Genomic DNA, 16,719 nt, shown 5'->3' with positions numbered 1-16,719 from the left:
TAAAAACTCTGAAACTCACCGGCGATTGATGCACCAACGCCCCTTTTGGGTGCGATCTACATGAGCGACTTCTGGTTAAATATGCCTTTAGCCGCCTCGGATTTGGAGGCCTATAGAGCACCGCGGCCCTTTAGCGGTCGGCTATTTGATTACTAGGAAATCGAGCTGGACCCATCGTCTAAATTCGTCCCAGAAAGTGTTACTCAGTGGCCGATGAAAGTCGAATTCAGCTCGGCGACCATTGCGTAGCGAATAAGCCGTGAGTGCCGCGACTTCTGACTTCAGTTCGTCTAGCAGACTCCACGCTTCCGCCTGAAGACTAGGGCTGCAGTCCGAGAAGGATTCGACCAAGGGGATCGCCATAGCGATGTATCCGTCGTTATCCGTCGACACGAAATGAGTTTGTGCGAACAGACGCATGTATCCATCCTGGCCTTCGTACTCACGACTGACCAAGACGACGTACTCTCCCGGAGCCTCAATAAAAAACAATGACTTAACATCGATTTGTCAACCTAAAATGCGCTTAGCTTTCGTTACATCGACGGTATTTTTCTGTGCCTTCCACCATCGATAATTATACAGTATCGATGATTAGCCATCTAAGACGAAAATCTTGCCATCTTAGCCTCTGATTGCTATGTTTGCCTGAAAAGAAGCGAGGAAAAGGCAATGTCCGAACAGCAACTGTCCGTGCGCAGTTCCAAAGCACGTGATCTGGCCCATTCCCTGGCCAAACGCACCGGCCAGCCAATCAACAAGCTCGTTGAACGGGCGCTGGAGCGTTACGATCAGGAATTGCGCCAGCAACAGGCGCTCACCCCCATGGACGCGCTTCTCGACCTGATGGCGGAAGGCCGGCGGTCCGTGCCAGAAGGCACGACCTCCGCGCATGATGATCTCTATGATGAACACGGACTGCCGCTATGATCGCCATTGATACCTCGGTCATCCTCGCGATAGCCTTGCGCGAACCGGAAGCTGACCCGTTCGAGCGCCTGGTGCGTCGCGATGCGATCCTTATCGGCTGGCCGACTCTTCTGGAATTGCGCATGGTTCTCGCCGGCAAAGGCTTTGCGAATGCTGCAGCTATTGTCCATCAACTCGTCGGTTTGCCGAACGTGACGACTATTGCCTTCGATGAGGCCCATTATCGCGCAGCGGAACATGCATTCGACCGGTTCGGCAAAGGCCGCCATGCCGCCGGTCTGAACATGGGGGACTGTTTTTCCTACGCGATTGCCTCAATTGCCAGGGCGCCGCTGCTGTTCAAGGGTCATGATTTCGGAAAAACCGATCTCAAACTACACCCTGAATCATCGACGGCATAACCATGTTCGCGGACGCCACCATCGAACGTCGTGCTGAAGAATTGGATACGATTGCAGCCGTGCTGCCGATGAACCGGCGCGACATGCTGGCCGAGATCCTGACCGATGAGGATGTCGAGACGCTCCGCCATCTGGTCAAGGAAGGCATGGGCGAGAATACGTTGCGTGCGCTGACCTCGGATTTGGCCTATCTCGAAGCCTGGTCGCTGGCTGCCACCGGTAGCCCCCTGCCCTTCCCGGCGCCCGAAGCCCTGCTCCTGAAATTCGTCGCGCATCATTTGTGGCGACACCAGCAACGCGAAATCGATCCCGATCACGGCATGCCAGCCAGCGTGGAAGCGGAATTGCGCCGACAAGGCTTTCTACGCGCACCAGGACCGCATGCGCCAGCAACGGTGCGGCGGCGTCTGTCCAACTGGTCGACATTGACCCGCTGGCGCGGGCTGGAAGGATCGTTTTCGGCACCGTCGGTCAAATCCGCTCTGCGTCTTGCCGTGCGCGCCACCAATCGTCCGCGCAGCCGCAAGAGTGCCCAGGCCATTACCGGCGACATCATGACGAAACTTCTGGGAACCTGTGTTGGTGACGATTTGCGTACCCTGCGTGATCGGGCCATCCTGATGGTTGCTTTTGCCTCTGGCGGCCGCAGGCGCAGCGAGGTCGCACGGCTCTCAATGGAACAGCTCACCTTGGAAGAGCCAGTAATCGACAAGGACGACACCCCCCTCCCCTCTTTGTCGATCCGCCTCGGGCGCACCAAGACGGCCAGTGCCGAGCAAGACGAGGTCGTCTATCTGACCGGTCGCCCCGTGGATGCGCTCCATGCATGGATTGCAGCGGCGAAGATCGAAAGCGGCAGCCTGTTTCGCGCCGTCGATCGATGGAACAATCTCGGACGCCGGGCGATCGATGCCCAAACGGTCAATGCGATCGTCAAAGCACGAGCCGCCAGCGCCGGTCTCGATCCGAAGGCGTTTTCGGCGCACGGGTTGCGCTCCGGCTATCTCACCGAAGCGGCCAATCGTGGCATTCCGCTCCCGGAAGCCATGGAACAATCGCGTCATCGCTCCGTGCAGCAGGCATCCGACTACTACAACAATGCTAAACGGCGTAGTGGAAGAGCGTCCCAGCTGCTTAGCACGTTTCGCGAGGATTGACTATGTCCGTGAAGACTGAAAGTACCAAAACAACCACGCCGCCGCAAACTGCGCCGACGAATATTTCATTCACGATGCGAGCATTCGCACGCGAGGAAGATGCCAGCCGCATTGCCAACAAGCTCGCTCAGTACATAGGCCTCATAAGCACCTCAATCAATCTCGAACGCCTCGACGGAGTTACTGTCGCGTATGATTACGATGCCGCTCTTGCCGAACTCGACCGGGGTGTTCAAGGCCTGCGAACACTTGCGCGGTCTAACGATGACCAACTTGTTGGAGTTGCCATGTCGCCAGCCGTTTTGCGCGATGGCAATGTTAAGGTTCATCTCGTTTTCAACGGAGCGTACATCGAAGCTATAGATGCACCCCAGGTAGAGGATGCAGCGGAAATCACGACGGACTGGCAAGAGGCGATATATTTGATCGCCCACGAATGTGCGCATGTGCAAGTCACGACGGAAAAGGATCAAGCGTTTCCCGGCACCATCCTGCAGAAGCCGTGCAGCAGCTATGAGGAGCAGATATTCTTACAAATCAGCGAGGCCTGCTGGGAAGAATATGCCGCGTGCCGATTGAGCGCGCCCTTCGGCGCAGGACACTTGGCTAATTATGAAAAAGGTTTTCGCGGTGTTTTGAGCGTTGCTCGACAGAAGGCCGCAGCGGCGCGTGATGCCTTCTGGATACATCGCGATCTAAATAGAATTGTCGGAGAGTTGGGAGCACCATTGGCCGCACCACTCCGTTTGGCCGCCTACGCATTTGGTCATATAGACGGTTATTTCGAGGACACACCAATTAGTGATGAGACTCTCCAGGCAATTGAGCAGGCCGGTTACTCGGAGGCGGTCAGCAAGCTGGTCGCTCAACTCAGAAAACTCTGGGATGAGCGCGGAGAATGGATGTGTCCCAGCGAATTCGACGTACTTGCCGATGTCGCTCGCGATTTATTCTACGAGGAAGGTCTCATTATAACTCCACATGGTGAGGGTGCGAATATTCAAGTATGGGAGCCCGATCGGAAGGGCACCGCTACTCCGTAACGTCCTAGGTCGGAATTCTCCTTCCCGAAGCTCGGGAGCAAACGCGCAGTCGCACAGTTCAACAAGCCTCTGGCTATTTTAACGATGAAAAAACAGCGCAGCTGACGACAGCAATAAAACTAGCCGGCGGCTGCCTCTTTTGATTGCAACCACATGGAAACCTTGCCGTTGCCGCTTTTTGCTGAATCACTTCGATGGCAGAGCGCTTTATCCTCTCCCAGCGTCATGATGAAGCATAGGTCTTCACTTTAATAGTGATTATCCACGATTCCGAGATGAGGTTGTCTATGTTGCTGCTGAGAGGATTTAACGTCCACTTGAGTTTCCCAGATCGTCAATTTGATTAACGCAAGCTTTGAGAAATAAACGACCGAAATGCGTCAGTCTCATTGAGAACAAAGAAAGATCTCCGTCGTCGCTTGTTTTTAATCCAAGCGCGTCATAGTGACGTGATAGCCGATTTGAATATTCAATCAGCCCAAGGTGCTGCAAATGCTCTTGGTATACGGGAAATAACTCTGGTTGGATGAGCGTTTCATATTTGAAAATATCATTCTCAATTTGTTGCTTGAGATCGCTTCTCAAGTCGCACTTATCAAGCCTAGATTTCCTCCATAACAAGTCAGGATACACTTTTTGACCGGTCGGGGACATAATCAGAGTCTCGTTCCGACTTGCGAAATCATGCAGGAATATCAGCTCATCGGGAGCCATTTGCGTAATCACACTGAAAAACGCAGGGTGCGCATGGCCGACCCCTTCTCGATCCACGGCCCTCGAAAGGAGTTCAACATACAGATCGGTGATGGGATCGTTCTCTGGCTGAAAACGGAGCTTTTCTACAATTGGGTAAGCTATGGATTCGACGGGTTTGATCCGGCGACCTTCCGGAACCTGGCGAATCGCCCGGTCGATATATCGCTCGAGTCGATCCTGTAGCGCTCCACCAATCTGAAACGGAACCAAAAGCAGTCGAACCGATTTTACTACATCCACACCGAATTTGTCGATTTGCTCGACCGTTTGCGGCGTTACTACGGCCGCCGCCTGTGCCGTTGCAACCGTAGAGGCAACAATTACGTTCGGGTCAGGCATTCAGTTATCTCCATAGTCCCTGCGTGCATGTTGAGATCAATCGATCAATGAAGTGTCAAAATATGTTGGTGGCCGAGATTTATCGCACGGTCGAAAGTTAAAAACGCTATATCCTTTCTCGCGGCGAGATTCTCCTGCCCAACAGTGACAAGATTGCCGGAAGCCTGTGCCGTCAAGAGTCAAAAGGCGCTCCCACCGAACTTAGCTTGCGGCTGCAGATAAATCATGAGATCTTCCGGCCTTCTCGGACGCCGACATCCATTTCGTGCAACCGGACCTGATTGGCGCGGCCACGCCGCACTCATCGCCACGAATCCCATAGGTTAACCAACCCAGCTAGAAAGTCTCGGCAATGGTCAGGATGCCACGACACGGGCGAGTTCGACGCAACCAACTGGTGTTGGCCGTTAGCGCAGATAAAGGCGTTGCGGTCTGCTTGTAGTAGCCAGATCAGCGTTTGCCTCACCGTTTCGAAGTAGCTTTGCCCGAACACATGAACAGGGACGTTGTAAAGTAATCCTTCGACAAAATATGATGGCGCTATGCCCTCGGGCAAAATGCCTTGGTCCCTCGCTTCATTTCGCATGTTCTTGAAGATGCGAATGGCCGGTTTTAGCCAGTTGTCGGTTTCCTGATGGCGGGCTGTAAGGTTATTGGAGTGGTATACCGGGTAATTCTCAATCCATTTCCCCTCATTGGTAACGAACATGATACCCTCAGCGGCTTGCGCACCCATAAACCCAGCATAGTGATATCGTCGGAACGTAGATGAAATCAGGATGTCGGCTTTGCGACGATTGCCGCGTGCAGCGATAGTAACGGCCTTATTGCTGCTAAGCTCCAGATCGGTGCCGTAGTGCTTCTGCAGCCACGCAATGACCTCCACCTTAAACTTCTGGAGCGTGTATTCAGTCGGTGGGGATTTACGACGGAAGTCTTCCTGATCTATCGCACTCAAAGCGCTGATGTCATAGTAATAGATCGACTGCACTTTGGCGACGATATCCACGTCGCTCTCTGCCCAGATGTTTGTGTCGTTCCGGTAGGATCCTTGGAGAAAAGTGCTTGGTTGGCGCTGATAATGGGGAGAATCCGGGCTATCAATAATTGCCCTGATATTAGTATGTGTGTCCTTTGAGGTTTGCTGCGCGCCAATTCTGGACCAAGTTTCCAGCTGCGCTTTTGGTATAGCCATAAGTCCCCCTCTACCACCCCAAAATACTGTAAATATCGGCTTCTCTCTCGGCAAAAGAATTGCAGCCCTGTTGCCTGAGAATGTTCAACTTGCTTAGGTCGTGTTCGAGCAAGTCCGTGGCCAGTTCGGGCTTTGCGAACCGATCATTCACGCGAACGATATTGATGCCGTCGAAAAGCACCTTGCCTAACTGCTCCATGGATTGAGTATTAACCTCTAAAACTTTTTGCAGCAGCTTTACGGAAGGCAATTTCGCTATCCAGTAACCTTGGCTGGCGATACTCTTGGTAGGGGTTGGGTACACGCCGCAGCCAATGCTTAGAACGGAGATGTTTTCTCGCTCGATTTTGAAAGCCTCGGTGGCATCTGCAATGGCATATAGAGCCGGATTGTTTGCGCAGAACCCGCCGTCCGCTAGCTCAATTGTGTGGCCTTGCGCAGTTGTGACGATTGTCTTTTCAAAGAAGGGATATGCTGAGCAGGAGGCCTGCACGGCATCGCTAAGTTTCACGCCAAAACCCGGGACGGGTGTATCCAATCTGCCATGTGCTTGGCCGGCATCTGCTTTGAAGATCATCGGAATATCGGTCTGCCAATTGGTGGCCACAATACCGATTCCTGTCTTTACGGTATCGAAGCCCTCGTCCTTGAACACCGTCTCCGCAAGATTTTTGAGAGCAGCGGTCTTGGCTGTACGCGACCTTGGCCGCATCACCGTCGGAACGTGAGCCTTGTAGAGTTGGTGGATTTCTTCGACCCCACGGCCAGTTGCCAGTAAGGTGCCGATTATTGATCCGGTGCTGGTCCCGTAAATGAGGTCGAAAATCTCACACAAAGGACGCCTAGCTGCAGCCTCAACTTCATGAAGTACGCCCAGAGTGTAAAAGCCTTTAGCCCCACCTCCATCTAGGCTTAGTATTCGGAAAGTCTTGTTTGACTCTGTTTGCGCCACCAAATCCACCCAACAATTTGGCTATTATTTTATTCGGGAAGTGCGTAACCGCAAGGATCAAATCCGACGCTCCACCGAAACCTGTGCCGTCAACAGTCGAGACCTAGAATGCCGAAGGAACGCTTGATGTCGCGGCGAACTTACCGTTGACATTCAAAACCTCGCTCGCTTACCAATCGTGAGCTTGCCGACCATCCGTGATGGGCCGCGCATTCCGCATGTTTCTATGCTGACGAACGAGTTGCAACGCTAGCGGGTCGAAGAGCGCCCGCCTTATAAACCCGCGAACTAAGTGCACTGTTCTTGACTACCCGACTGAAATTCCGCCGAGAATGCAAAGTCAGCACTTGCTGATGCAAAATTGATGTTTTCCGAGACCGATTAACCGCATACCGAACGGAATTCAGTGGTTACGCCCGAGATATCCGTCAGGCTTGTTGGTGCCGCCATTTCTTCCATCGTACATCGCTCTCTGCACATGACTGACTATCCACCAGAACATACGCTCAAGCATTGATCGTGTTTATAGACTACTTTCGGATCGGCTAAAGGATATTCATCCCTCGTCGAATGCTTTAACGATCGCATTGTCAGCCGTACAATTCGCAATAACCATTTTAAAACAACTAGTTAGCAAAATCGTCGATATTATACCCCTTAAAATGACGCAGTTACAATTAGGATGCTATCTACGTTAACCTTCTCTTAACCTTAAAGTTGTTGCCGCACCGGCGGAATCGGTTCATAAAGTATCGATAATATTTCGATGCGGTTTAAAAAATCGCTACTCTAAGGTTCGATGCATGGATATCGCTTCAAACATTAAGCAGCATTTTGCTAAAACAATTCTGGCTCAAGGCGAAGAGATATCGACTCGCCTTGATAATTTGCGAATCCAAAAATTCCCACCCAACGCGCAGAAGACATTGCGCTCATTTTCTATAGCTGAAGTATCTCACTTCATTGGTGTGTCGCAATCTTATATCAAAAAACTTCACCTCGAGGGAAAAGGCGGAGTTGAGCCAGAAACATCTCCGACGGGCAGGCGGTCCTATACTGCCGCCCAGATGCATGAACTTCAAAACTTTCTTGAACGGTCGCCTCGTCGCAGTGCGGGTGATCAGTTAAAAGTTATTTCGGTTGTCAACTTTAAAGGTGGTTCTGGAAAAACAACAACCGCCGCGCATCTTGCTCAACATCTTGCTCTTACCGGCCATCGCACGCTTGCCATCGATCTTGACCCGCAAGCTTCTCTCACGGCTCTTCATGGCATCCAGCCTGAACTGGATCGAAATTTGTCATATTATGATAGCTTGCGTTATGACGACGAACGAAAGCCGCTATCCAAAGTCATCAGGGCGACAAACTTCCCTCTTCTTGACATTGTGCCTGCCAATCTCGAGTTGCAGGAATATGAATACGATACTCCTTTGGCTATGCAACAAAACCCCGCAGCTGGGCGTACCTTTTACACGCGTATCGGGGAAACGTTGGCTGAAGTCGACGGTAAATACGACGTTGTCGTTATCGATTGCCCGCCGCAACTTGGTTATCTCACGCTGACAGCTTTAACAGCTTCAACTTCGGTTCTTATAACAGTCCATCCGCAGATGCTGGATCTTATGTCGATGAGCCAATTCCTATTGATGCTAGGCGGCATTTTAACGACAATCGAATCTGCAGGAGTAAAAGTCGAATTGGACTGGTTCAGCTATCTCGTTACACGCTTTGAACCGACAGACATTCCTCAAGCCCAAATGGTGGGGTTCATGCAGAGTATGTTCGTAGAACAGATGCTAAAGAACACCATGGTGAAGTCTACCGCTATATCTGATGCAGGCCTCACAAAACAAACACTTTACGAAGTCGAGCGAAACTCGATGACCAGATCCACGTATGATCGTGCATGGGATGCGCTGGAATCCGTAAATGCAGAAATCACGAAGCTGGTTCATAAGTCTTGGGGGCGAGGCTGATTGTCAGCCGTACATTGTTGAAATACCGCCATAGATTCAGCTAATTAGGACAGATTGGGAGCCAAAATGGCACGAAAAGATGTACTTCTCGGACTTGCATCGCCTGCGCCAGAACGGGACAAGGAAAGCGTTTCATCAACTTATGCTATGCGCGGCGCCACCAAATCTATGTTGTCATCAATTGGAGAACTTTCCGCACAAGCTGCTCGTGCCGAAAAGCTTCTTGAAGGCGCGTCTGTCGTTGATCTAGACACTGATCTCGTTGACACGTCCTTTGTATCCGACCGTATGCATGGAAACGATGAGGCTTATACTGAGCTACTAGTAGCTATACGAGAACGTGGGCAAGACAGTCCCATTCTAGTAAGGCCACATCCAAACGATGAAAATCGCTACATGGTTGTTTTTGGACATCGTCGCTTACGCGTTGCCCGAGAACTTGGGCGAACTGTCAAAGCCGTCATTAGGAAGCTAGATGATACTCTCCACGTGATAGCCCAAGGACAGGAGAATAGCGCTCGAGACAACCTTTCCTTTATCGAAAGAGCTGTCTTTGCGCAAAAGCTTGCCGACCTCGGTTATGATCGTGAAATCGTTCAGGCCGCCCTTTCTACTGATAATCCCATGCTGACACGTATGCTGTCTGTTACCAAGCGCGTTTCACAGAAGGTGATTGATGCGATTGGATCTGCAAAAAATATAGGTCGTGACCGCTGGATCAGCTTTGGTGCCCTGTATGAGAAAGCTCAAGGAGGTACATTAGACGAACTGATCTCGACTGCTGAATTCACGGGGATCGAAAATTCTAACGATAGGTTTGGATTAGCCTATGATCACCTGAAGGCTGCGAACAAAACTGCCCACAAAAAACTGAAACTATCCATCCCAGCCAAGTCTTGGAGTTCGGCTGATAAGACAGTCACTTTCTCTATTAACAAAAAACCTAAGAAGGTCGACTTCTCGATCAAGAGCGAAAATGCTGATGCATTTGGTGATTGGCTATCTGAACGACTTGAAAAATTCTATGTTGAGTTCAAGCAGACCGAAATGAAGAACGGAGACTAACTGCAAAAGAAAAAGCCCCCACAAACGTTGCCGTCGTGAGAGCCTTTCAAAAGTCTTGAACACCTTCTGAATCGCATTTTCACGAATCGCTGTCAAGAGTCATTGGCGTCATTTTGGCGGGTGGATTTCTTTTGCCTTTTGAAAGGCGAGAGGGAATGCAAATTCTGAAGACTGAAACGTCCGCATTTCGTGGGCAAACGATGGAGTTTGCCCAAAATTCTGCTCGGCAGGAAAAGCCGAAGCAGGGAAGGGGCGTAAACAGGTGGGTGATCTACAAACAGCTCTGCGTGGCCAAGACAGAATTCGAACTGAATGATCGTTGCCTTGCCGTGCTGAGCTCGCTCTTGTCATTTCTGCCTGATGATGAACTACATGAGAAAACCGGGCTCGTCGTGTTCCCATCCAATCGGCAGCTTTCGCTACGTGCTCATGGCATGCCAGAGTCCACACTTCGCCGACATTTGGCCTCCCTGATCGAAGCCGGGATCATTGCACGCAAAGATAGCCCGACGCGAAAGCGTTATGCTCATAAGGATAGGGAAGGGGGCATCGAACTTGCCTACGGCTTTTCTTTTGCCCCTTTGCTCGATCGTGCCTCCGAAATCGCCGCTGTTGCGGATCAGATCCTCAATGATCAAAAAGCCCTGAAACGGCTTCGCGATGAAGTGTCCGTCATAAGACGAGACGTCGCGTCGGCGTTTGCAGCGAACACCGATGTTTCCGGTAACCTTTGTGCTGATCTTCACGAGATGTTCGTCCGTTTCCGTGACGTTGTGGATGCCATTCCGCGCCGTGCGTCATTCAACGAACTGACCGTCGTCAAGGCCAAGCTGGACGCTATTGGGGATGAAGTGGCTATCGCTTTGAATAATATAGAAAATGTTCCGGAATTGAGCGGCAGCGTCGCTCAATTTGAGCGGCACCATAATGAATACCTACCAGAATCCCATTTTGAATCTCAGAATAGCAAAAAGATTGATTTGAACGCGCCTTCTGCGGAAGCTTCAGTTTCCGTCAGCAAAGAACAGGCAGCCTCCAACGGTGAAGCTCCATCCATTTCTCTCGACCAGGTCCTTCGATCCTGTCCGGATATCCGGGAATACGGAACGAACGGAGTTGGCACCTGGCGTGAGCTTCTCGACGCCTCACGTATTGTCTCGGGCTTTCTCGGCATCAGTCAGTCAGCCTATCAGGAAGCTGTCCGTTTCATGGGACCGGAAACCGCTTCAACAGCCATCGCCTGGATTTTGCAGAAGCTGGCGTCGATCAACTCACCTGGTGGGTATTTGCGATCCCTGACAGAGAAGGCGAGGGTAGGGACGTTTTCAATCAAGAAGCTGCTGTTTTCAGGAATGAAGGCAAGCGGGAGATTGGGCACAGTATGAGTGCGAGACGTTCATCGCAAATCGGCCGTAAGATTGGCTCTGGCCTGGTCGTGGGATTCGTCGTCTGGTTGGTTTGGGCTAGCGTTCAAGGGCTTACACGCTTGATACAAGAAGGTAGGATCATTAATCGACGAGGGCCGGACGTCTATATGACCGACCACCCCATCATTTTCTGGACCCTAAGTGGATTTTTCGCGTTCGGCATAGTGCTTGCGATCGGCTTGGGATTGATTTGTTTGTTCCATTGGCTGTCGCTTTTCCGTCGTTATGACCACTAAGAAGGGGCTATTCCTCAACGAGAAGCGGCAGGATCAATCATGCTGACAATCTCAGCGAACGGATGTTCGTTGTTACTAGTTCTTCGAGGCAGCGCAGAGGCGCATCGCGGTAATATGCAGCGATGGACATGGTATCACACGCTCAGATTAGGCCACTTTAGAGCAGGCGGACGACGAATACCTCATCATCTTTATACAGTGATCAAGACATGGAACTGATCGAATATCTGATTCAACGACTTGGTGATGATGAAGGGCAGTCCACGAATAATTACCGCATCAAAGCGTGAGATCAATTGGGATGAAAGCTCATCAACCAAGCTCAGAGAGACCTGTTCCCGCTATATCGTTAAAGCTGGCGCAAGGTGGAAGCGGAATACTGCTTACTTCTAAATTGGAAGTGAAGTGATGCTTTATTTCACTCATCCGCGCCGCGATCTTCGGCATACATCGGTGCCCGCATCTTTGATGTTCACTTCGCCGGACGGCCGTCAATCTTATAAAGGACGGTCACTAGAGCATCCTTTAGACTTCTGGCCGTATTGCCATTACTTCCAACTGGGAAGCGAAGGTACCAGTTCATCTCAGACTCACAGGTCACCATCGCACGATTGCAGGATTCTGTGACGATGTCGTAAGTCACACACTGACCGCCGGGCCCATTGCAATCAATATTGAACGAGCCGTCATCATACGACGTGAGCTTGTATAATTTTGATAGTTTCACGTTCGCGTTTGCGATGAAGTCGGAAGAAGGCTTCCACGGGGAGTCGAGAGAGCCACGCATAGTCCCTTTCCTTTCGCGTCTGATTACGAGGACATTCGCTTCGGGATCGTATTTGACGAAGCTGAGGCTCTCTTCAGTTTTATTGAAATCGTTGTCGTCGCGAAAAATCAATGGAGCGAAGGCGAAGCTACTGGCAACAAGCCTCCTTGCCTGCAGCTTCAGATCTTTCTTTTGGTTCTTGTCGTTAGTCCGCTCGATCGCTGCAATCAATTCCTTCAGAGTCGGCGCAGCTCCAGTAGCGGCCTCCGCAGCGGGTGCTGGTTGAGCAGTCGATGGCGATGCTGCAGCGACGGACGATGGTTTTGCGTTATTCTGAATCCTTATCCATTCCTGTTGCTTGCCTTCGACCGTGAAAGTTTTGACTTCGAGCACGACGACAGTGGCGCTTTCAGACAAAGTGCCGCGCGTTTCTTTCCAATCTGCGGGAGCGGCTCGAATGTTGATGTCCCGATTAGCTATGAGCTCATCGCCGACGACGGGGGTGGTCTGCCCTGCCCGAGGATTCGCAAAGCCGAAGAACGAGCTCCTGGCGCCTACATCACGAAAAGCCACCCAGGTATTCGGGTATTTCGATGGATCGCCGAGCGTTTCGATGACGTTGATCGTATTCTTGAACGGTGATCCATCCCCGACATAGGTCAAGGCCACTGCCGGAACATCTGTCTCGGGCGCGTCGATGGCTGGCTTGCTCCAACTTATCGACCATTGGCCATCTTTTGTTAGTAGGACCGTCGGCTGAATGGTTTTCACGGTCGCTAGATCATCAAGCCTCTTCTTTGACTTGTCATACCACGTCTTAGCTTCGGCGCACGTTCGACCCACCGCAGTCACGCAGAAGGAATCCATCTTTGCAGCGCCGACCGAAGAGTAGTTCTTCTTTGCGTATGACTCGCCCGCTTGCACGACCACCGCACCACCGCTCTTAACGAAGGTATCAAGAACCTCCTTGGAGCTGCCACCCGATGCTGCAACCGCCAGGCCGCCAACCGCCCCCGTCATTGCGGCTTTCTTCGCCGCGTCGCCGAGGGTGTCCGTCGGAATATCACCGACCTTGAGATTTCCAGAACTCACGGCATAGGCGTAGACTCCCGCTTTGAGGGCAAGCTCGATATTCCCTTTCGATTTGTTATAGGTGAGCCATGCTGCGTATGCCGCGGCGCCCGCGGGGCCCCCGTACGCGGTTGCTACCACTTGTCCTGCGGAAGCAATGATCTCGTTCTCTTCCGCTAGCTGCGCCGCATTCTTGTTCGCTTCCTGCCAGGTATCGGTGCTGACATGCCATATGGCGTCCACTACCTTCCCTTCCCTCACTCTTCTCTCGGCATTCGAAAGAACGTCCCGGTAGCCCTCAATCTGGCGCTTAGCAAAGCGCTCCGTTGCGTGGGCGGCATCTACGATATCATTGGCAGACTTTACGAGGTTCTGAGCGACATCCGAGAGCGCCTTGTCTTGAGTATTTATGGCGTTCTGAATTGCCCTCTTGGCTTCTTCTCCAACATTCCGAACGAGGACGTCCACGTTGGCGGCAGCCTGCCCTAAAACCGCGCCACCCGCGCCAGCAAAGGTTTGAGCAGGAAAAGTAAGAACCTTGATAATTTCACCGGGATTTTTAATGATGTCGTCGAGAGTTGGTAGCTGCGGTAGATTTAGCAGTTGCGGGTCATCACCCTTCATGGGTCCGATTTGCCAAGCATTCTGTACCTCGCCGATATCCACCGGGATATCTCCTTGACCCATACTCTCCTCGGAATGAGTCTGACTAACCAACCCAGCAAGAAAACCCAGCGTTAGTCCAAAGCGTTTCATGCTCACCCCCACCGCGAGTTAAAACAACCTGATGTGGCAATGATGACTGAAAGCGTTCCCTATGCAAGGCGGGATATCGTGTGTAGGCTAATCCAAACGGTGAGTGACCTATTCTCGCGATACCACTAAAGCTGGCGCAAGGTGGAAGCGGAACACCGCTTACGGTGGGCGAACTGTCTGCTGGGATCTAAGTTCAAACCGTGCGCAGAGAACCCCTTTGTTAAAGGATGCCGCGCAGTGGCGTGTTCGAGGCCAACAGACTGTACATGAGAACCATGATGCCGATCAAAGCCATCGACATGACAAAAACGGAGACGAAAAGCCGTACGCGTTGCCGGTGACTGATAGATGATTGGCCAGTCCAATCGATCTTTGGGGGAGGGAAATTGTCGTTCATTCGTCGATATTGCCCGCAAAATCTTAAAACGGCTCACGGTTTATCGTTGTGCTTGCACAGAAATGCAAGGGAGTGCGAATTGGGGGCCTCAACCAGAAGCGCATGCCCCGGCATCATCGGCGGCTACGGCTATTTCTCGGACTACGAGCTGATATCGGCCTCGTTCGACCCGGACAAATAAAGCTTCATCCAGGGGAAGATTATCTGTGCAATTATATGCCAGAAAGCTGAACTGACGCGTATATGGCCATTGTGGTGAAAACTGTCTGATATCTTTTGCTGTAAAAGGCTCCTTTAATGATTTTTGAACACGTACTGCAAGGCAAATCCTATTGTAAACCAGCTGATCTTTTTGCTTCATGGAACAGCTCGCATTATCGCAACAGCAATACAAGCTAAAGCGGCGCTCGCTCCAGAAAGCTGATCAATTACATTCCTGTTCATTGCTATTCTCCCGTTAGCTCCAACGGGCCGTCAATATTATCGTAGCACCAAAAAGTGATTTCACAAGCTAGCGGTCGATCGGCCGTCGCCATCCAGATAAATGCCCCGGTGACGTCTCCCAACCCCCCGGGGCCACTTTTGGCATTCGCACATTCAGGTGTGGCGCTTAGCGCTATCCTCCGAGAGTATTGATTGGCAACACACAGTGGTGGCGGAATCTTCAGAAATGTGCTAATGTGGGTTTGTGTATTTATACGGAGCCAGTCCTATGAGCCGTCTGACAATCGACATAACGGATCAGCAGCACCAAAGCCTGAAGGCATTAGCGGCCTTGCAGGGCAAGACAATTAAGCAATACGCCCTAGAACGTCTGTTTCCAGGCGATGCAAATGCTGATCAGGCATGGCAGGAGCTGAAAACCTTGCTGGGAAGTCGCATCAGCGATGGTCTCGCGGGAAATGTATCTACCAAGAGCATCGGTCAAATTCTGGATGATGAACTGGACGGGAATCGCGCTTGACGACCTATGTCCTTACGGTAGAGGCGGAAGCGGATCTGCGCCATATCATCCGCTACACGCGCAAGCAATGGAGTGATGCACAAGTTCAGCACTATGTCGGCAAGCTGGAACGTGGAATTGCCAACCTTGCAGCCGGGCAAGGTACTTTTAAGGATATGAGCACACTCTTTCCAATGTTGCGGATGGCGCATTGCGAACATCATTACGTTTTTTGCTTGCCGCGCGAAAGTGCACCTGCCTTGGTTGTTGCAATTTTTCACGAACGAATGGATCCCATGGCTCGATTGGCAGATCGGCTCAAATTAGACTGAGCTATGCTTGCTGAATCTTCGGGATCTGTAACCCCGCATTTTCTTTTTTCGAGCGAGGGTCAGAAACATCTGAACGGCCTCCGTTTCGCGTTCGAAATGCTGAAGCATGATCTGCCCAGTGGTTCCAATTCGACCCCACTGTCGCGTTAGACAAGGCTCCCCGAACAGCGAATAGGAGATATACATGGCATAGTAACGCGCCATATTTTTGCCTGCGTCTGTCCGTTCCATGTAAAGCTCATATTGCTGTGTGCCCATGGAGCGAACGTCCCTCAAATCGTCCACGCTGTCTAACGAGAGTTTTGAATCAATCGAACCCGACCGATTCATTTCCGTGATATTTGCCACAAATCGGGTCTCTCTACGTCAAACGGCGTAGAAATGGACGAAAGTTAAGGGTGCACCAGTTTTTCCCCGATGGTAAAAATTAACGGCAGAAAGGGGAGGGGTCATGAGTGATAATCTTGATTTCCACAAGTCCGAACAGTTGCATTCGCTTTTGATTGAAGGGGAGGATGCAGTGGCGATGTCGGCCGACGCCCCGGAACATGCATCTTGGCTTGACGGTATACCAATTTTCCAGTTTGCCGCTATTGCACTAGTATGCGGACTTGGGACCGTGGCTCTGATCAGCAGCGTTATTTAAATCCCCGGTACTCTTCCCAAAGCCACCGGGGATATGCAGACATCTCCGGTCACGTTATCCTCGATGTTGCACGGACTGATTTTACCGATAAGCTTGTCGAAACAGAAGCGCGAAGTTGCGCAATATGCACGGCTTCTGAACCTGTTTATCCGTCCATTATCTCCATTTTTACTCGTGGCTTACCGTTACGCGATGAGTTTACGGCTGCTCAATAGAGAGTTGGATTCGCTCCCGACGGCTGGGCGTTCTGCAGCTGTCTCACATATGGCAAAAGGCGAATTTTGCCATATTTCTAGTGCCAAAGTGGCATTCGTATTGACCGGAATGGGTC

The 16,719-nt window shown here is 51.4% G+C and carries 16 protein-coding genes; 10 read left to right on the top strand and 6 right to left on the bottom strand.

Annotated elements, in window-relative coordinates; translation table 11 throughout:
- The first annotated feature begins 672 nt into the window (after window positions 1–672).
- From CES86_RS00225 to CES86_RS00210, 4 genes are read left to right on the top strand one after another with little or no spacing between them, the layout of a single operon-like run.
- Window positions 673–930 carry a type II toxin-antitoxin system VapB family antitoxin gene (locus CES86_RS00225; protein ID WP_094513205.1) on the top strand — a complete coding sequence of 86 codons (258 nt, stop codon included), beginning with the start codon at window positions 673–675 and terminating at the stop codon, window positions 928–930.
- Window positions 927–1,331, top strand: a complete 405-nt coding sequence (locus CES86_RS00220) for a type II toxin-antitoxin system VapC family toxin (RefSeq protein WP_094513204.1) — start codon at window positions 927–929, stop codon at window positions 1,329–1,331. Before CES86_RS00225 ends, CES86_RS00220 begins: the two co-directional genes overlap by 4 nt.
- A 2-nt stretch (window positions 1,332–1,333) precedes the next feature.
- Window positions 1,334–2,488: a site-specific integrase gene (locus tag CES86_RS00215; RefSeq protein ID WP_192802355.1), complete on the top strand. Its 1,155-nt coding sequence runs from the start codon at window positions 1,334–1,336 to the stop codon at window positions 2,486–2,488.
- A gap of 2 nt (window positions 2,489–2,490) precedes the next feature.
- Window positions 2,491–3,531, top strand: a complete 1,041-nt coding sequence (locus tag CES86_RS00210) for a hypothetical protein (protein WP_094513201.1) — start codon at window positions 2,491–2,493, stop codon at window positions 3,529–3,531.
- Window positions 3,532–3,837: 306 nt separating this feature from the next.
- Here the strand turns inward: CES86_RS00210 and CES86_RS00205 are convergent, their stop codons facing one another.
- From CES86_RS00205 to CES86_RS00195, 3 genes are all read right to left on the bottom strand, one after another.
- Window positions 3,838–4,626, bottom strand: coding sequence for an Abi-alpha family protein (locus CES86_RS00205; RefSeq protein ID WP_094513200.1), 789 nt, complete (start codon window positions 4,624–4,626; stop codon window positions 3,838–3,840).
- A gap of 301 nt (window positions 4,627–4,927) precedes the next feature.
- Window positions 4,928–5,821, bottom strand: coding sequence for a nucleotidyltransferase domain-containing protein (locus tag CES86_RS00200; RefSeq protein ID WP_094513198.1), 894 nt, complete (start codon window positions 5,819–5,821; stop codon window positions 4,928–4,930).
- A 10-nt stretch (window positions 5,822–5,831) separates the two neighbouring features.
- Window positions 5,832–6,773, bottom strand: coding sequence for a patatin-like phospholipase family protein (locus tag CES86_RS00195; RefSeq protein WP_094513213.1), 942 nt, complete (start codon window positions 6,771–6,773; stop codon window positions 5,832–5,834).
- 803 nt (window positions 6,774–7,576) lie between these two features.
- Between CES86_RS00195 and repA the strand changes: the two genes are divergently transcribed.
- The 3 genes from repA (at window position 7,577) to repC (ending at window position 11,199) form a co-directional block, all read left to right on the top strand.
- Window positions 7,577–8,749 carry a plasmid partitioning protein RepA gene (repA, locus tag CES86_RS00190; protein WP_094513197.1) on the top strand — a complete coding sequence of 391 codons (1,173 nt, stop codon included), beginning with the start codon at window positions 7,577–7,579 and terminating at the stop codon, window positions 8,747–8,749.
- Between the two features lie 66 nt (window positions 8,750–8,815).
- The gene (gene repB, locus CES86_RS00185; protein ID WP_094513195.1) at window positions 8,816–9,814 is read left to right on the top strand and encodes a plasmid partitioning protein RepB; all 999 of its coding nucleotides are present in this window, start codon (window positions 8,816–8,818) and stop codon (window positions 9,812–9,814) included.
- Between the two features lie 155 nt (window positions 9,815–9,969).
- Complete coding sequence (repC, locus tag CES86_RS00180; RefSeq protein ID WP_094513194.1) at window positions 9,970–11,199, top strand: plasmid replication protein RepC; 1,230 nt, start codon at window positions 9,970–9,972, stop codon at window positions 11,197–11,199.
- Between the two features lie 750 nt (window positions 11,200–11,949).
- Here the strand turns inward: repC and CES86_RS00170 are convergent.
- Together CES86_RS00170 and CES86_RS00165 are read right to left on the bottom strand one after the other, a co-directional pair.
- Window positions 11,950–14,070 (bottom strand): hypothetical protein, encoded by a 2,121-nt coding sequence (locus tag CES86_RS00170; RefSeq protein ID WP_143851048.1) that lies wholly within the window; start codon window positions 14,068–14,070, stop codon window positions 11,950–11,952.
- A gap of 485 nt (window positions 14,071–14,555) precedes the next feature.
- On the bottom strand, window positions 14,556–14,828 hold the full coding sequence (locus CES86_RS00165) for a hypothetical protein (RefSeq protein WP_094513190.1): 273 nt from the start codon (window positions 14,826–14,828) through the stop codon (window positions 14,556–14,558).
- A 351-nt stretch (window positions 14,829–15,179) separates the two neighbouring features.
- On the opposite strand from CES86_RS00165, the gene CES86_RS00160 reads away from it, so the two are divergent.
- Complete coding sequence (locus tag CES86_RS00160) at window positions 15,180–15,431, top strand: antitoxin (RefSeq protein ID WP_094513188.1); 252 nt, start codon at window positions 15,180–15,182, stop codon at window positions 15,429–15,431.
- Window positions 15,428–15,742: a type II toxin-antitoxin system RelE/ParE family toxin gene (locus CES86_RS00155; RefSeq protein WP_094513187.1), complete on the top strand. Its 315-nt coding sequence runs from the start codon at window positions 15,428–15,430 to the stop codon at window positions 15,740–15,742. The genes CES86_RS00160 and CES86_RS00155 overlap by 4 nt, the downstream gene beginning before the upstream one ends.
- Here CES86_RS00155 and CES86_RS00150 read toward each other — a convergent pair.
- Window positions 15,734–16,000 carry a WGR domain-containing protein gene (locus CES86_RS00150; protein WP_094513211.1) on the bottom strand — a complete coding sequence of 89 codons (267 nt, stop codon included), beginning with the start codon at window positions 15,998–16,000 and terminating at the stop codon, window positions 15,734–15,736. The two genes, CES86_RS00155 and CES86_RS00150, sit on opposite strands and share 9 nt — an antisense overlap.
- Before the next feature lie 193 nt (window positions 16,001–16,193).
- Here CES86_RS00150 and CES86_RS00145 point away from each other — a divergent pair, with 193 nt between their 5' ends.
- Window positions 16,194–16,388: a hypothetical protein gene (locus CES86_RS00145; RefSeq protein ID WP_094513185.1), complete on the top strand. Its 195-nt coding sequence runs from the start codon at window positions 16,194–16,196 to the stop codon at window positions 16,386–16,388.
- The last annotated feature ends 331 nt before the right edge of the window (window positions 16,389–16,719 follow it).

The organism is Brucella lupini (genome assembly GCF_002252535.1).
Lineage (GTDB): Bacteria > Pseudomonadota > Alphaproteobacteria > Rhizobiales > Rhizobiaceae > Brucella > Brucella anthropi.
This window is presented reverse-complemented; position numbering and strand designations above follow the sequence as displayed.

Excerpts from the sequence above, each read along its gene's own strand:
- CES86_RS00205 (WP_094513200.1), bottom strand. The coding sequence starts at position 4,626 with ATGCCTGACCCGAACGTAATTGTTGCCTCTACGGTTGCAACGGCACAG.
- CES86_RS00150 (WP_094513211.1), bottom strand. The coding sequence starts at position 16,000 with ATGGGCACACAGCAATATGAGCTTTACATGGAACGGACAGACGCAGGC.
- CES86_RS00145 (WP_094513185.1), top strand. The coding sequence starts at position 16,194 with ATGAGTGATAATCTTGATTTCCACAAGTCCGAACAGTTGCATTCGCTT.
- CES86_RS00215 (WP_192802355.1), top strand. The coding sequence starts at position 1,334 with ATGTTCGCGGACGCCACCATCGAACGTCGTGCTGAAGAATTGGATACG.
- CES86_RS00160 (WP_094513188.1), top strand. The coding sequence starts at position 15,180 with ATGAGCCGTCTGACAATCGACATAACGGATCAGCAGCACCAAAGCCTG.
- CES86_RS00225 (WP_094513205.1), top strand. The coding sequence starts at position 673 with ATGTCCGAACAGCAACTGTCCGTGCGCAGTTCCAAAGCACGTGATCTG.
- CES86_RS00220 (WP_094513204.1), top strand. The coding sequence starts at position 927 with ATGATCGCCATTGATACCTCGGTCATCCTCGCGATAGCCTTGCGCGAA.
- CES86_RS00170 (WP_143851048.1), bottom strand. The coding sequence starts at position 14,070 with ATGAAACGCTTTGGACTAACGCTGGGTTTTCTTGCTGGGTTGGTTAGT.
- repA (WP_094513197.1), top strand. The coding sequence starts at position 7,577 with ATGGATATCGCTTCAAACATTAAGCAGCATTTTGCTAAAACAATTCTG.
- repB (WP_094513195.1), top strand. The coding sequence starts at position 8,816 with ATGGCACGAAAAGATGTACTTCTCGGACTTGCATCGCCTGCGCCAGAA.
- repC (WP_094513194.1), top strand. The coding sequence starts at position 9,970 with ATGCAAATTCTGAAGACTGAAACGTCCGCATTTCGTGGGCAAACGATG.
- CES86_RS00165 (WP_094513190.1), bottom strand. The coding sequence starts at position 14,828 with ATGAAGCAAAAAGATCAGCTGGTTTACAATAGGATTTGCCTTGCAGTA.
- CES86_RS00210 (WP_094513201.1), top strand. The coding sequence starts at position 2,491 with ATGTCCGTGAAGACTGAAAGTACCAAAACAACCACGCCGCCGCAAACT.
- CES86_RS00200 (WP_094513198.1), bottom strand. The coding sequence starts at position 5,821 with ATGGCTATACCAAAAGCGCAGCTGGAAACTTGGTCCAGAATTGGCGCG.